Source organism: Cytobacillus oceanisediminis, assembly GCF_003182355.1.
In the GTDB taxonomy this organism is placed as follows: domain Bacteria; phylum Bacillota; class Bacilli; order Bacillales; family Cytobacillaceae; genus Cytobacillus; species Cytobacillus oceanisediminis_A.
Window position 1 is genome coordinate 253,002 of the sequence record NZ_QGTW01000006.1, and the last position, 14,624, is coordinate 267,625.

Annotated in this window: 11 protein-coding genes; all 11 read right to left on the reverse strand. The window is 41.2% G+C overall.

What is annotated here, in order from left to right; genetic code table 11:
- Positions 1-438 precede the first annotated feature (438 nt).
- Positions 439-624, reverse strand: coding sequence for a hypothetical protein (locus DFO73_RS13605; protein ID WP_110065280.1), 186 nt, complete (start codon positions 622-624; stop codon positions 439-441).
- A 21-nt stretch (positions 625-645) separates the two neighbouring features.
- A complete protein-coding gene (locus DFO73_RS13610; RefSeq protein ID WP_110065281.1) occupies positions 646-1,314 on the reverse strand; it encodes a GNAT family N-acetyltransferase in 669 nt (222 codons plus the stop codon).
- A 3-nt stretch (positions 1,315-1,317) separates the two neighbouring features.
- Entirely contained in the window at positions 1,318-2,193 is an 876-nt protein-coding gene (locus tag DFO73_RS13615; RefSeq protein ID WP_110065282.1) for a carbon-nitrogen hydrolase family protein, read from the reverse strand.
- Between the two features lie 535 nt (positions 2,194-2,728).
- Positions 2,729-3,229, reverse strand: a complete 501-nt coding sequence (locus DFO73_RS13620; RefSeq protein ID WP_110065283.1) for a hypothetical protein — start codon at positions 3,227-3,229, stop codon at positions 2,729-2,731.
- 167 nt (positions 3,230-3,396) lie between these two features.
- Positions 3,397-3,540, reverse strand: a complete 144-nt coding sequence (locus DFO73_RS28690) for a hypothetical protein (RefSeq protein WP_181396017.1) — start codon at positions 3,538-3,540, stop codon at positions 3,397-3,399.
- Between the two features lie 402 nt (positions 3,541-3,942).
- Positions 3,943-5,319 carry an N-acetylglucosamine-specific PTS transporter subunit IIBC gene (gene nagE / locus DFO73_RS13625; protein WP_110065284.1) on the reverse strand — a complete coding sequence of 459 codons (1,377 nt, stop codon included), beginning with the start codon at positions 5,317-5,319 and terminating at the stop codon, positions 3,943-3,945.
- 154 nt (positions 5,320-5,473) lie between these two features.
- A complete protein-coding gene (locus tag DFO73_RS13630) occupies positions 5,474-6,721 on the reverse strand; it encodes an exo-beta-N-acetylmuramidase NamZ family protein (RefSeq protein ID WP_110065285.1) in 1,248 nt (415 codons plus the stop codon).
- 184 nt (positions 6,722-6,905) lie between these two features.
- Positions 6,906-9,020, reverse strand: coding sequence for a glycoside hydrolase family 3 protein (locus tag DFO73_RS13635; RefSeq protein WP_110065286.1), 2,115 nt, complete (start codon positions 9,018-9,020; stop codon positions 6,906-6,908).
- A gap of 68 nt (positions 9,021-9,088) precedes the next feature.
- Positions 9,089-10,798 carry a serine hydrolase domain-containing protein gene (locus DFO73_RS13640; protein WP_110065337.1) on the reverse strand — a complete coding sequence of 570 codons (1,710 nt, stop codon included), beginning with the start codon at positions 10,796-10,798 and terminating at the stop codon, positions 9,089-9,091.
- 407 nt (positions 10,799-11,205) lie between these two features.
- Positions 11,206-12,921 (reverse strand): ABC transporter ATP-binding protein, encoded by a 1,716-nt coding sequence (locus DFO73_RS13645; protein ID WP_110065287.1) that lies wholly within the window; start codon positions 12,919-12,921, stop codon positions 11,206-11,208.
- Between the two features lie 114 nt (positions 12,922-13,035).
- Positions 13,036-14,553: a M3 family metallopeptidase gene (locus DFO73_RS13650; RefSeq protein ID WP_110065288.1), complete on the reverse strand. Its 1,518-nt coding sequence runs from the start codon at positions 14,551-14,553 to the stop codon at positions 13,036-13,038.
- Positions 14,554-14,624: the final 71 nt, after the last annotated feature.

Genomic DNA, 14,624 nt, shown 5'->3' on the forward strand with positions numbered 1-14,624 from the left:
CTGGGACATGAAAAATTAAGTGTCCCGAAATAGTGCAGTTTTAATATTAAAGAAAATTCAGAACTTTTAATATCCTCTAGATTTCCTAATGTTTCTACATAAATAGACAACCCGCTTCCCATCTATTTAACTAGAAAAATACGTTGAAATGGTTTCTCGTTATATCTTTTGACCCTTATAGAAATAAAAAGCACCTCCCGTAACGGAAGATGCCATAGTATATTTATCTTCTGCTTTTCAGCTTTCTTTTTACCGCTGGAACGATATACCTTTTCACTATTGTTACGCCATTCTTTAATATAAAGGCTTTTATAATTCTTTTCACAACCATCTGTTATCCCTCTCTTTCGTACAGCAATTTATATCCTTTACCTTTCCCTTGAGCCGGCTAAACATTGCAAAAAAAATAGCCCTTGAATACAAGGGCTTGTGATCGGATTATACAGGCAAAAGAGCAAGGTTTTCTTTTTCTTTTAATTGCTCGATCATCGAATACCATTCCTGCGGTTTAGTTGAATGTACGGAATAGCATTTAGTTAGGAATTTGACTACTAAATCCGAAGAGATTTCACATTCATTTTCGTCAGAAGGCTCTTCAATGTTTGTCATCCTGATATATTCCATGGTTCTTTTCACCTCTGCCACTCACTGCTTAAATGGATTTTTCCATTCCATTAAGATGCCGTGGTTAAGTGACTCCTCATCTTCTAAATAATTTTCCACAACGGCCAATGGCGTTCTGCCGCATCTTAACAAAAAAGTGATTACAGGATCTTTCTTTTCCCCGGCAATCAGCTTTTCCAAATATTCTTCAGCAGACATTTCCACCGCTGCTTGATGGTACCCAGGCATCCGGCCGCCTCCAAGCAGCCTATCCAGCCCATTCTGAATGACAACCTGATACATAGCCTGCATCATTAGTTTTCCCAGACCGAGCTTCCGGTACTTCGGGCGTACGCTGATATCAACAATATATAAAGTATTCCCTTCCGGATTGTGATTGCGAATATATCCATTATCGGTTATTTCCTCCCATGAATGGTTCGGATGCAAAGGATCGAAGTCAACAATCAGACCTGTCAATGATCCTGCTAATTCACCATCCACATCAATACAAAGTGCACCTTCAGGGAATAACTCAGTGTGATTCGTCAATTGTTCCTTATTCCACCAAAGTTCAGATGGAAAAGGCGGCGGAAAGCATTCAGACTGAATCTCAATCAACTCGTCAAAGTCCGCCTTTGTATAGTTCCGAATCGTAACAGGCACCGGCTTGTCAGCATCAAAAACATAGAAATCGCTCCTGTACGCCATAGCTTATCCTTCAATATTCTCTTTTTCCCAGTCTATATACAAATCGGTTCTGCGGTCACGCCAGGTCGTTACAGATCCGCGCTCACGCACCTCGTATAAAAGGCTTAAATCCAGGTCCGCTGTCACTATCATATCGTCATTCAGCTCACCTTCCGCCATAATCCCTTTAGGCGGGAACGGGATATCATTTGGGGTAATGACTGCAGCCTGGCCGAAGTTGGCGCGCATGAAGTCAACAGTAGGCAGGGATCCGATTGTACCTGTCAAAACTACGTATACCTGGTTTTCAATAGCACGCGCGTGGCTTGTATAGCGGACTCGATGGAATCCATGGCGATCATCCGTACAAGAAGGACAGAAAATAACGTCCGCACCCTTTGCCTTAGCCATACGGACGATTTCCGGAAACTCAATGTCATAGCAAGTCAGGACAGCAATTCTGCCTTTTTCTGTATCGAATACCTGAAGCCCTTCACCAGGAGACATATTCCACTCATGAACCTCTGTTGGCGTAATATGCAGTTTAGCCTGCTCTTCAATTCTTCCATCCGGATAAAATAAATGGGCGACATTATATAAGCGGCCCTCTCTATTAATCACGTGAGTGCCGCCGATGATATGCATATTTGTGTCTTTAGCAAAATTGGAGAAAAGTGTTCGATATTGATCTGTAAAACCAGGCAATTCGTTTATTGTCAGGGTTGTTCCCTGCTCGCTGCCGATTGACAAAAGCTGTGTTGTAAAAAATTCCGGAAACAAAACAAACTCAGCCCCGAACTCCTGGGCTGTTTTAATATAATGCTCACACTGTTTTGCAAAGTCTTCGAATGAACGAATGGTGTGCAGATGATACTGCACAGCGGAAACACGAATTTTCATTGTACTCCCCCTCATCAGCAAAATTTATAGATGAGTATCACTCTATCTTTAAAAGATTATCAATGATTTTTATTAAATTCACAATACCTTTTTTTATCGATGCTCGAAATTTTTTAGTTCACAGCAGTTTATTTTACAAAACCTGCCCGTTTGATCTTCCTCTAATATATTCATGGTCAATAACAATGTTGCCTATTACCATTCTGGAAAGCACCATATGGCTAACCGTCCTTCAATAGATATAATACTATTTTAAAAACTTGCAGTGAAATGGTCCAGTTCTAATAGCAGCTTAACCGCAACTGGTAATTTCCTCTAAAAAAGGAATAATGCGGAACCCTAAGGAGCGAGTACTTTGTTTATTATGAAGACACCACCATGAAACTTTGCCTTTTATTAAGTTTGTGTTACCAACGCTCGCTTACGAGCAGAGGCACCCTTGCATTAAGCTAGCCTATGCAACTGGCTTCACGGTCCGGCTATTCCTTGCGCACAGTAAAAAAAGCATTACTTGTAAAGCAATGCTTAAGATAAGCTATTTTAATAGCTTGCTTAATCCAGATAGCAATCCGACACTTTTTTTAAGATCGTGGTTAGCAGCATTGATAACTTTGAGAAACAGATTTAGCAGGGAGGCATTTTGTTTCTTAAGCTCAGCAACCTCTTTTTGTGTTTTTTTGAGTTCAGCCTTTATTTCTTCTATTTCTATATTTAATACTGCAAGAGCAGCATCTTCACTGCCATTCCTATCCTCAGATCCTTTTTTAGTTCCTGCTTCTGTTCCTTCTTCCCTTGTTTCCTTTACAGCAGTTCCTTCACTTCTCTCAGGTTTTTTTCCGATTTCATTAACCATTGCCATTAAGGAATCATCTTTTATAAGTTTATTTGCCATTTTGAAAAGAGATCCGATATCGATATTTTTTTCGTCTTTCAGTAAGTTTGATGCCAGCCTTTGGACAGCCTCTGCTTTTTCCTGTTTTATTTTATTTGTTGAATTTTCATATGAATTCTTTTGTTCCTGTTTATTTTTTTCCACATTCAGCCCGCCTTTTATAGTTTCTGCTAACTATTTTATGTTGTTTCGGCCTGATTGAAATGGACAAACATCCAGTACAGAATGATTTGGAGGGTTGCCTAATAGGAAAAACCCTGGAAGAGTACCAGGGTTTTTCCTATTAAGCATTATTCGATTCATTTTTCCTTCTAACCATTGCTTGGAGTGCCGCATTCCAAAAGCTCACAGATCGCATCTCTGATTGCACCTGCTGCTGAAGGTGCAAGAATGCTTGCCAAAAGCAAGATAACCACTAACAATAAAACAATCACAATCGTTAAAGGTTCTACCATGTTGATATCCCCCCTTTTTAAATTCAATTAATAAGGGTACCCTTACAAAGTTATGTTATGTTTAAAAAGTGGACATGCATATGCAAACATCATTTACTATGAAAAAAAGGCGCTTGTACACTGGACTTTTGCCCAGTTTTTGTGTTGAAGACTGCCTGCTATAGACGATTTGTGAACTAGGGAATAGAAAAAAATAAAACTTGAGAATAGAATGAAAGAAGTGAGGAATAGATTTGAAAAAATCGGGAATGGAATTGAAACTCTGGTGCTTAGAAGTAGAAAAATGGGGAATAGACTGCCAGAACACTTTTTAACTATTAAACAGTGATACATAAGACATTAGGTACTAACCCAAAAAAACTGGCTTCCCAAGGCATTTGCCTAAAAAGCCAGCTTCCTTTTTTATTTCTTTTTCAATTCATTGGATAGGAACTCGACGCCAGTTCCCACGATTACTTGAAGATCTGTTTTACTTAGTTTGATTACACCTTTGGAGCCAAGCTGTTTTAATCGTGCTTCATTTACCAGCGACATATCTTTAACTTTTAATCGCAGGCGGGTTACGCAGTTATCAATTTCAACAAGGTTTTCTTTTCCGCCCAAAGCAGCGAGGTATCCATTGGCTGCTTCCGTGTAGGAGCCTTTAACAGTGAAATTCTCTTCAAATTCACCTTCAACCTCGTCTTCACGTCCTGGCGTTTTCAAGTCTAATTTTTTGATCAGGAAGTAGAAGATAACAAAATACAAAAGCGCATAGATAAGGCCTATTCCTGCCAGCAGTACTGGTTTCTGTGCAATTCCGAAGTTCAGGAAATAATCAATCGCTCCTGCAGAGAACCCAAAGCCGTGATGGATGTCCAGAACATAAGCGATGGACATGGCCAAGCCTGTAAGTATCGCATGAATGAAATATAATACAGGTGATAAAAACATAAATGAGAATTCAATCGGCTCTGTGATGCCTGTCAGGAATGATGTAAAAGCAAGGCCGGCAAGCGCCCCGGTCATTGCCTTTCTTCGCCCCTTTTTAGCTGCGGCAATCATCGCAAACGCTGCTCCAGGCAATCCGAACATCATGATAGGGAAAAATCCTGCCATGAAAATTCCCGCGGATGGATCTTTTGCAAGAAAGCGCCATAAATCTCCTTTAATGACATCGCCGGCTGCATTTGTAAATTCGCCAAACTCAAACCATACGAGTGTGTTTAAAATATGATGAAGGCCAATCGGAATTAATAGACGGTTCAAGAATCCAAAGACACCTACACCCGCAGCACCGGCCCCGATAATCCAATCACCGACACTGTTGATGCCTGCCTGGACCGGAGGCCACATATAGCCGAACAGGAACGCAATCACCAGCATAATAAGTGATGTTACAATAGGGACAAACCGCTTTCCTCCGAAGAACCCCAGCCAATCCGGCAGTTTAATATCATGATATTTATTGTATAATAGTCCTGCAATAATACCGGAAATAATACCCCCAAAAACCCCCATATTAATCGTTTCATTTATGGCAGCGGCACCTTCTGTTAAAACAAAATAGCCAACCGCTCCGGCAAGAGCGGCTGCTCCATTGCTATCCTTCGAAAAACCAATTGCAATGCCAATAGCAAACAACAGGGCCAAATGGCCAAAAACTGCATTGCCTGCTGCAGAGATAAACGGAATTCCCAAAAGGTCATCCTGCCCTAACCTGAGCAAAAGCGCAGCCGCCGGCATAATCGCAATCGGAAGCATCAAAGACTTACCAATCTTCTGCAAAAACCCCAACATCCCAAACACCTCTTTCTTTCTCAATTTAATAATAATTATGAACAGGCTTTACTTTTTAGTACCAGGTACCACCCGAATTTTGTCGAAAAATCTTAGTAAAGAGTAAAAGAACCTGGGGGCGATTGCCACCAAGTTCTTTTTACGGATTGCTAGTTTAGTAAAGCAGATATTGCTTGCGTGTTTGATTGAATTGATCCAGTTCTTCCTGCCATTTATGTGAGATTTCTTCTACTGATTTTCCTTCTTCAATGGCTTCGCGCACCCAGCCGTTGCCCATGAGGTTATCAAAGAATGAAATGCCTGCACTGTTTTCTGCACGGAATTGGAAGTCTTCCGGATACATATCATGAATCGCTTTTACGATGTGAAGCCCCGTTTCTACAGGCTTAAAGGAATTACGATTTGTAATATGAATCTGGATACCATGAGAAAGCTTTCCAGAGTGCTTGGAAAAGAACGGGGTAAATGAAGCAGCCCTAAATGTTACACCTGGCAATTTAAGGCTATTCAAGTGTGCTGACAAGTCATCCGCATTAATAAATGGAGCGCCGATTAATTCAAAAGGCTTAGTCGTTCCACGTCCTTCAGATACATTCGTTCCTTCAATTAAGGCCGCACCCGGATAAACCAAAGCCGTTTCCAACGTTGGCATATTGGGAGAAGGCATTACAAATGGAAGATTGGTGTCATCGTAATACATATTACGCTTCCACCCATTCATTTCTACAACAGTCAAATCGGCCCCAATTCCGAATTCTTCATTAAATAATTTCGCAAGTTCACCGACAGTCATTCCATGGCGAAGCGGAATCGCATAATTACCTACGAATGAAGAATATTTCATATCAAGAACAGGTCCTTCAACCTTTGCTCCGCCTTGAGGATTTGGGCGGTCGAGCACGATGAATGGAATGTTATTTTCCTTGGCAGCTTCCATGGCATAAGCCATTGTGTAAATATATGTGTAAAAACGCGTTCCTACATCCTGGATATCAAATAGAAGAACATCAACATTTTCAAGCATCTCAGGTGTTGGCTTTTTGGTTTGTCCATATAAGCTATATACAGGCAGGCCGGTTTTTTCATCGATATAGTATTCAACATACTCCCCGGCCTGAGCGCTTCCACGGACTCCATGCTCTGGTCCATATAAAGCAGTCAATTCAACATCAGGATCATTGTGCAAAAGATCGACAATACTGTTTAGCTCCTGATCAACGCCAGTTGGATTCGTAATCAGCCCGACCCTTTTCCCTTCAATTAGATGCTTTTGCTCATTTAAGAGCACTTCAACACCCAGTTCGAACTTTTTGTTCTTGCCATTTCCATTGTCTGCAAGCACAATGGATAAAGAAGAGAGTACTAGAATCATTGTCAAAAAAGACATAAACCATTTTTTCATTAGATTTCCCTCCCTGTTTGGAAACGATGCCGGACAAAGCCTAGAAAAGCCTGTCCGGACCGTTTTGTAGATAAATCACCCAAATTCGTTATATATTGGAAATTCCGTTGATGAACTTGCCCTTTTCGTTGATATCTTCCATGCGAAGCACTATTCAACTGATCTTTCGTAAACTAAAACCTACTTAATAGCTCAAACCATGCCCAAATTCATATAAAACGCTTCCTTCCACGCCAGGAATCGTAATTGGCAATTTACCGGAAGGGTTATTTTGGCCAAAAATGGATGCCGCTGTTGCTTCAAAGCTCGCTGTTCTAAATCCGTATTGTGCGAGGTACGCATCAACTTTCGGATATGCCATAATGTCATATGGATTGCGGATGCCGACACCAATAACTGGAGCATCTGCTGCAGCAATGATCGAGTTAATCATTTGCATTTGAGCGCTGTCCGGTGAACGTCCTGATACATTAAAGGTGTAAGATCCAACGATTACTGCGCTTGCATCTTTGATTTGTTGAAGCTGGGCTTCCGTCAATTTATAGGTAGACGTTTGGATAACAGCTGTATTTTCGTGATGCTTACTCACTGCATCCACAAGGCTTGTAATATACGTATTGCCCACGACAACAATCTTATCATCACTTTCAACATTTAAAGGCAATGCTGCACCTTCATTTTTCACTAATGTAATTGAATGCTCTGCTGCCTCTTTTTCTACCTGCTTATGCTCTTCGGATCCGACAACCTTGAGTGCATCTGCAATTTTTTCTTCAATCGGCTGAGGTGTTTCTTCTTTAATAATTCCCCGTTTGATTTTCAATGTTAAAATTCGTTCAACGGAAGCTTCAATGCGTTCCTCTGAAATTTCTCCGCTATTAACAGCGTTCAAAAGTCCTCCTGCCACTTCTTCCAGCCCAACCGGCATCAGCACGATATCAGTACCCGCTTTTACTGCACGAATTGCTGCCTCAACTGGGCCAAAATGATCTGCAATGGCTTTCATATTCATTGCATCCGTTGTAATGACGCCTTCATAGCCCATTTCTTCTCTCATAAGTTCTGTCAGCACTTTATAAGAGAGTGTTGCTGGAATTGCGATCTCTTCACCTGTTTTTTGCGAGACGGCCTTTGTATCATCAATTTTAGGGAAGGTAACATGTGCAGTCATAATGGCATCAATTCCCGCTTCTATTCCCTTTTGGAAAGGATACAATTCAACCTCTTTTAATCGTTCTTTATCATGCGGTACTTCCGGCAATCCTAAATGTGAATCTACAGCAGTATCTCCATGCCCAGGAAAATGCTTGGCTGTTGCCGCTACGCCGGCTGATTGCAGTCCTTCTGTGTAGGCTACACCCATTTTCGCCACCAGCTCGGGATCTTCCCCAAAGGAGCGAACACCAATTACCGGGTTATCCGGATTATTATTAACATCCATAACAGGGGCAAAGTTCATGTTAATACCAAGTGACCCGAGCTCTTCACCAATTGCCTTGCCGACTTTGCGGGAAATTTCCTCGGAACGTGTCGCCCCTAAAGCCATATTTCCAGGCATATCAGTCCCAGATTGAAGGCGTGTGACGATTCCGCCTTCCTGGTCAATTGTCATTAACAGCCCGAACTTTTCAGCAGCCTCCTGGTATTCCGAAACAAGTTTGGCCGTCTGCTCTGTTGTCACAACGTTTTCACGGAATAAAATAACTCCGCCAAGATGATAGTCTTTTACAAGCTGCTCAATTTCAGGAATCATTTCTGTTACGTTTTCACCATTCCAATTGCGGAAATCTGGCATCAGCATTTGGCCAATTTTTTCTTCAATTGTAAGGTTGCTGACTGCGTGGCCAATGACATCATAACGATCTCCCTGCTCCTTGATAACCTCCGCTTTGGAAGCTGGCTTTCCCTCGCCTTCTTCTTTTGAGTCCACTTTATAATCGATGGCAATCCGGTCTTTAAATTCTCCATCTGTTACACTGATAAAAGTTCTGCCGTTTTGTCCAGTAAGTGTCACTTTTCCGTTCTGGTCAACTTTTGCTATATTTTTATTGGAAGACTTCCACTTTACACCGGAAGAGACTCCCATGAAATGGCCTTCTTCAAAAACATGAAGGGCCTTTAATTGTATATCCCCTCCATTGGCGTCCGTAACAGCTTGGGGGACATTTTGCAGGATGATTAAATCCTTGACTGCACTTTCAGCAGCTGCCTTTTTCACGGGAGCACCAATACCAAGCTGGGAGACTGCCAAAATTAGTGCGAGAAGAGAAAGGATTACCACTTTTCGCGCTTTCCTCATTTTCTACACCGTCCTAACTGCGTATTTTTCAAAATCGCTTATGCTTACTTTCTCCAAATGATAGAAAACTAGTAATTTCTTTTTTGCCAGCCCTCACCTGTAAAATCTGGTTCAACTGTTTCGCTATTAGAAAACTCCAACTTCACATTTTTAACGTACCAGCCTCTTCCGTTCACCGAGCTGTCCGTTTGGTATTTGAAACGAATATATTTTGTACCTGCAGGGATCGCCACTTTTTCATTATTCCAATCGACGCTGCTGCCTGTGAATGGCTGGGCTGCTTGAGTCCAATTAACGCCATCCTCAGAAACTTCCACATAGGCCTTGTCAAAATTGGTTTCAGTTCTGTACCACGTATCGAAGGAAAGAACTGCATCTTCTGCAACATCCACTTTAGCATTCAAATTATGCTGTGCTTTATCTCCATATCCAGAGAACCAGGCATCCCCTTTTCCAGGGATCGAAACTGGAATCGAATCAGCAACCTGCCTTGCAAAGGCTCTTCTGGCAATATTGGTTGTAACCGTATTTCGTGATGGATGTACACGGTTTGTCAGGAGAATCGCAATTGTTCCGTTATTTCGATTAATAACGATGGAAGTTCCTGTGTACCCTGTATGCCCCAGTGAAGTGCCCTCAGATAAGGCATCCATAAACCATCCCTGTCCAAGTTCCCAGCCAAGTCCGTGGTCATCGCCAGGGAATTGCGGAATTTGATTTTCAACAAGCATTTTTACGGTTTCTTCTTTTAGAATTTGCCTGCCGCCGTATCGGCCGTCATTCACATACATATGGGCAAATTTTGCAAGATCAGCGGCTGTTGAAAAGACGCCTGCATGGCCTGCCACGCCATCAAGTGACCAGGCATTTTCATCATGTACTTCACCCCATACAAGTCCCCGGTTGATGGCAGGCTGATATTCAGTTGCAGCAATACGGTGTTTCAAGGATTCAGGCGGGTTATACATTGTATCTTTCATGCCAAGCGGCTCTGTAATATGCTCTTTCACAAATTCATCAAGCCTTTGCCCCGATAAACGTTCGACTAGTGCACCAAGCGTAATCATGTTCAAATCGCTGTATGTATACGCTTCGCCTGGCTTATTGGCTAAAGGATATTTAAAAACGATCTGCATTCGGTCTTCACGGCTGCTGCCCTGGGAATGTAAAGGAATCCATGCAGTGAACCCTGATGTATGTGTCATCAGCTGTCGGATCGTCACATTTTCCTTGCCGTTTTCTGCAAACTCTGGAATGTATTTTGCTACAGGTTCATCAAGCTGAAAATAACCTTCATCGTATAACTTCATGGCAGCTGTAGTTGTAAATATTTTACTGATCGAAGCCAGGTCAAAAATCGTATCTTCTGACATTTCAATGGGGTTTTCCGCTTCGTTAAATTTATTATCCGTATAACGGTAAGCATATCCGTATGCATCATGCTTCACGATATGCCCCCTTCTTGCTACAAAAGCTACAGCGCCAGGCATGACTCCATCTGCTATCATATCCCCCATAATTGGATCAATATTATCAAGCGGCTGCTGAACCATTCCTGCTCCGACTGCAGATCCCGGATGAAGAACAGGAGAAACAGGACCCGGACGATCCCATGCAAAAACCGGATGAACTTTGTGTTTCGTACTCTTGTTATCTTTCATTTCCATTATTGGCGCAACTCCTTCCCCGCTTTGTGCAGATACCGGATGTACTGCCGGAATAAAGAGTGAAGTGCTTAATGCAGCTGCAAGCGCAACAGTAATTGATTTGTTTTTCATATTGCCTCCTTTATTATTATGACTTTTGCCCAAACAATAACCTCCTTTGCTTCCTGAAAAGGTTTACATTTCATACTTTTAGCTTAATAGAGTAAGAGTATAGTTGTCTATACCACATAAGTCCTGTTCTAGTTAAAAACTTCCAGTTAAATAGAATATAATCTAGTTATATTTGACTATTCTGAAAACTCATTATCTAATTCTTTCTCAAAAGAAAATATAACATTCGTTCCCAAGCAAATGTCCCTGATGATTATTCGCTAAGTCTCATACTTTCTTCGTAGTTTTCATTTTTTATTCGCTAATTTCCAAGGTTTATTTGCCAGAATGAGTCTTTTATTCGCAAAGTACACAATTAGACATTGTCAGGACCATGTAAAAAAGCGGAATCCTAACCGGATTCCGCCTTATCTTTGAAACTGCACATTATGAAGGCTGGCAAAGATTCCGCCTTGCTTGATTAATTCGTCATGTGTCCCTTCTTCCGCTATTCCGTCTTCGGTTACAACAACAACCCTATCGGCATTGCGGATCGTCGCAAGCCTATGTGCAATCACCAGAGTTGTTCGGTCCACCGCAAGTTCCGTTAATGCTGTTTGAATAATTTGTTCCGTTTCGGTATCCAATGCGGATGTAGCTTCATCCAGGATGAGAATCGGCGGGTTTTTTAAGAACATACGAGCTATCGCAATCCTCTGCTTCTGGCCGCCCGAAAGTTTTAATCCCCTTTCCCCAATTTGTGTTTCATAACCAAACGGCAAAGAAGCAATAAAATCCTCCAAATGAGCTTTCTTTGCAGCTTCCGCAATCTGTTCATCCGTTGCCCCGAGCATTCCGTACGCAATATTTTCTTTTAAAGTGCCGGTAAAGAGAAAAACATCCTGCTGCACGATACCAATTTGCGACCTTAATGATTTCTTCGTCAAATCCCTGATGTCCATTCCATCTATAGTGATGCTGCCGCTATTCACATCATAAAAACGAGGGATAAGTGAACATATTGTTGTTTTACCGGCGCCTGAAGGTCCCACAAATGCCACAGTTTCACCCGCTTTCATTTCCAAGTTAATCCCGTCCAGCACTGATTTATGTTTGTCATAGCTGAAGGATACATTGTTAAAGCGGATATCCCCTCTTAAAAACGCTATATCTATAGCATCCTCTGTATCTTCAACCTCAGGCTCTGTATCGATTAGCTCCGAAAATCGTTTGAATCCTGCCATCCCTTTTGGATAAAGTTCCATTAGCGCACTTATTTTGTCGATAGGTTTAAAGAGAACATTGACATATAGAACAAATCCAACCAGCTCCCCGTAGGTAAGCTGCCCGCTGAAGCTTAGCCAGGAACCGTACACTAATACAATTAAAGTAATTAATCTTGTCAGCATATAAATGCCGGAAGCGCTAAAGCTCATAATCTTATAAGCTGCAAGCTTAGCAAGGCGGAACCTGCCATTGTTCTCTGTAAATCTTTTAATTTCATAATGTTCATTTGTAAAAGATTGAACGACACGGACCCCGGAGACACTGTCCTCTACCTGGGCATTAACATCGGCAATTTCACTGTACATCCGCTTCCATGCCCTGTTCATTTTGATATTGCAAAAAGCAATAAGCCATACCAGAAACGGCAGGATGAATATGGTAACAAAAGCAAGCTTGACATTAATTGTCAGCATAATCCAAAAAGCACCGACAAAAGTCATTACTGCAATAAATAAATCCTCAGGTCCGTGATGGGCAAGCTCCCCAATATCCATGAGGTCATTGGTCACTCTGCTCATAATATGCCCTGTTTTAGTATTGTCAAAAAAGCGAAATGATTGGCGCTGAACATGCTGAAACAGCTGCTGGCGCATATCCGTTTCAATATTTATGCCAAGCTTATGCCCCCAGTAGTTCACGACAAATTGCAAAAATGTACTCATCATATAAAGAGCCAGGAGGCCTGCACTGACAGAGACGATCATTGACCAATTGCCGCTTGGAAGCAAGCTGTCGATAAACCATTGTACCGCTAACGGAAAACCCAACTCCAAAACTGCCACAATTACAGCTGAGCTGAAATCAAGAATAAATAAGCGCTTATGCGGCTTATAATAAGTAAAAAAACGTCGGATCATCGCTGTTCTCCTTTTCATGAAAAATCAAGAATATAGTAGAATTATAGTTTCAACAGGAAAATTTTACAAGCTAAAAATCGTCCCAGAAATTACGCACCTGGAACGATTCAAGAATTAAAGCATATAATCCAATTTAAAATCCTGGCCGCTAATCCTTCTGAAAAGCTCGCCGAATGGATATCTACCCGAAGGCTTAATGACTTCATTGATTAAAAACTCACCAAATTCATTTGGCCTATCAATCATTTTTGCACCTGCTTTTTGCTCAAAAACAGAGGACAGCATGGCACAAGTTACATCACCCATAAAATAATTGTGAAGGTAAATCGGGTGGGTTGTATAGTGAATGGTAAACGCCCATGGCGGTTCTTCGCCGAACGGTTCCTCCTTTAAAACATTCATCTGATTTTTCCAATATACTTCATATATATCATCCAGGCTGCTTATATCATTTTTATATAAGCTATGGTCAAAGAAGATTCTGTTGATTGCCCGCAATGAATTTTGTTTTCGGTATTCCTTCAATTTCTTGAATTCATCGCCCGTGCCCATTTCCCCGCTAAAGAACTTTTTATAAAATACAGGACTGTATAAAAAGCCCTGGAACAGGTTGGCGATTCCTTCACTGATTATTCCGCTTACACCATGGTTCAAAATTTCCTCGTCAGGATTTAGGAGGAAAGAATGTACGGCATGGCCGGTTTCATGAAGCAAAACTCCATATTCATGATATTTGTTTTTGACATTGGCAAGAATGCGGGAATCCTTTGCTGTTTCCACAGGAAAGTTGTAGCCCCATTCAGATTTATTGGCTCTTGGGAAAATATCATAAGTGATATTAAAATTTGAAATATCAATAGAGAATAAATCAAACAGCTCTTTAATATTCCCATAGAAATCCGACATATCTACATGCTGATTCAGGGAGGGTGCAATTCTGGAATCGATATACTGTTCGTCCCATGGCATAATGCGCTCATCGTTTAAAAATTCTCGGGCATATTTTTCCCTTGCTGCATTCATTTGAGGAAGTGCATCGTGAAGCTGCTCGGCCCAGCCATCAAACACATTTTGATCAAGTTCATCCTGCTCAAGCTTGTAAGCAATAAAATTTTCCGCTCCATATACCTTCGCATATTCCTTGCGAAGATTTATCAGATCAATAAAACCGCCTTCGATCATCGGTTTATTAATTTGATTCTTCGCAAAGTAGGCTTCCCTTCTTTTTTCCCGGCTGCTTTCAGAACTCAATACCTGATTGAGCTCCACAGAAGAAACTTCTCTTCCCTCAAATCGATAACGAAAAGTATTTAATATTTTAGAAAGAGCATTTACTTTATCGCTAATCTCCATATCGAGCTCGTTTAATTCAGCGGAAAGATGGTAAGGCTTTAACCCGTTCAGGACAATCTCTGCTTTTCTTTTTTCAAGCGGAGAAATATCCTTTTGCAAATAATCCAGGACAGTCTCATAATTAGCCTTATTTTTCATTATGTCAGTGATTTTTGCATATTGTTCCTTTAGCCCGAAATCATAGCCAGCTGTATATAGTGTCCATTGCATCCGGCTATACTGGGTGTAATGGATATGTATTTCTCTATAAATTTCTTCTATTTTTGATTGTGTCGCCATCCCTAAACTCCTCTTAGTTATTTAGTATTTCGAAATAACTGCTAAATAAATTATAGAGAATGAATTTTCAG

What these genes read in the sequence shown, in the direction of transcription:
- DFO73_RS13605 (WP_110065280.1), bottom strand. Translation starts at nt 624, where the DNA reads ATGGAATATATCAGGATGACAAACATTGAAGAGCCTTCTGACGAAAAT.
- DFO73_RS13610 (WP_110065281.1), bottom strand. Translation starts at nt 1,314, where the DNA reads ATGGCGTACAGGAGCGATTTCTATGTTTTTGATGCTGACAAGCCGGTG.
- DFO73_RS13615 (WP_110065282.1), bottom strand. Translation starts at nt 2,193, where the DNA reads ATGAAAATTCGTGTTTCCGCTGTGCAGTATCATCTGCACACCATTCGT.
- DFO73_RS28690 (WP_181396017.1), bottom strand. Translation starts at nt 3,540, where the DNA reads ATGGTAGAACCTTTAACGATTGTGATTGTTTTATTGTTAGTGGTTATC.
- nagE (WP_110065284.1), bottom strand. Translation starts at nt 5,319, where the DNA reads ATGTTGGGGTTTTTGCAGAAGATTGGTAAGTCTTTGATGCTTCCGATT.
- DFO73_RS13630 (WP_110065285.1), bottom strand. Translation starts at nt 6,721, where the DNA reads ATGAAAAAATGGTTTATGTCTTTTTTGACAATGATTCTAGTACTCTCT.
- DFO73_RS13635 (WP_110065286.1), bottom strand. Translation starts at nt 9,020, where the DNA reads ATGAGGAAAGCGCGAAAAGTGGTAATCCTTTCTCTTCTCGCACTAATT.
- DFO73_RS13640 (WP_110065337.1), bottom strand. Translation starts at nt 10,798, where the DNA reads ATGAAAAACAAATCAATTACTGTTGCGCTTGCAGCTGCATTAAGCACT.
- DFO73_RS13645 (WP_110065287.1), bottom strand. Translation starts at nt 12,921, where the DNA reads ATGATCCGACGTTTTTTTACTTATTATAAGCCGCATAAGCGCTTATTT.
- DFO73_RS13650 (WP_110065288.1), bottom strand. Translation starts at nt 14,553, where the DNA reads ATGGCGACACAATCAAAAATAGAAGAAATTTATAGAGAAATACATATC.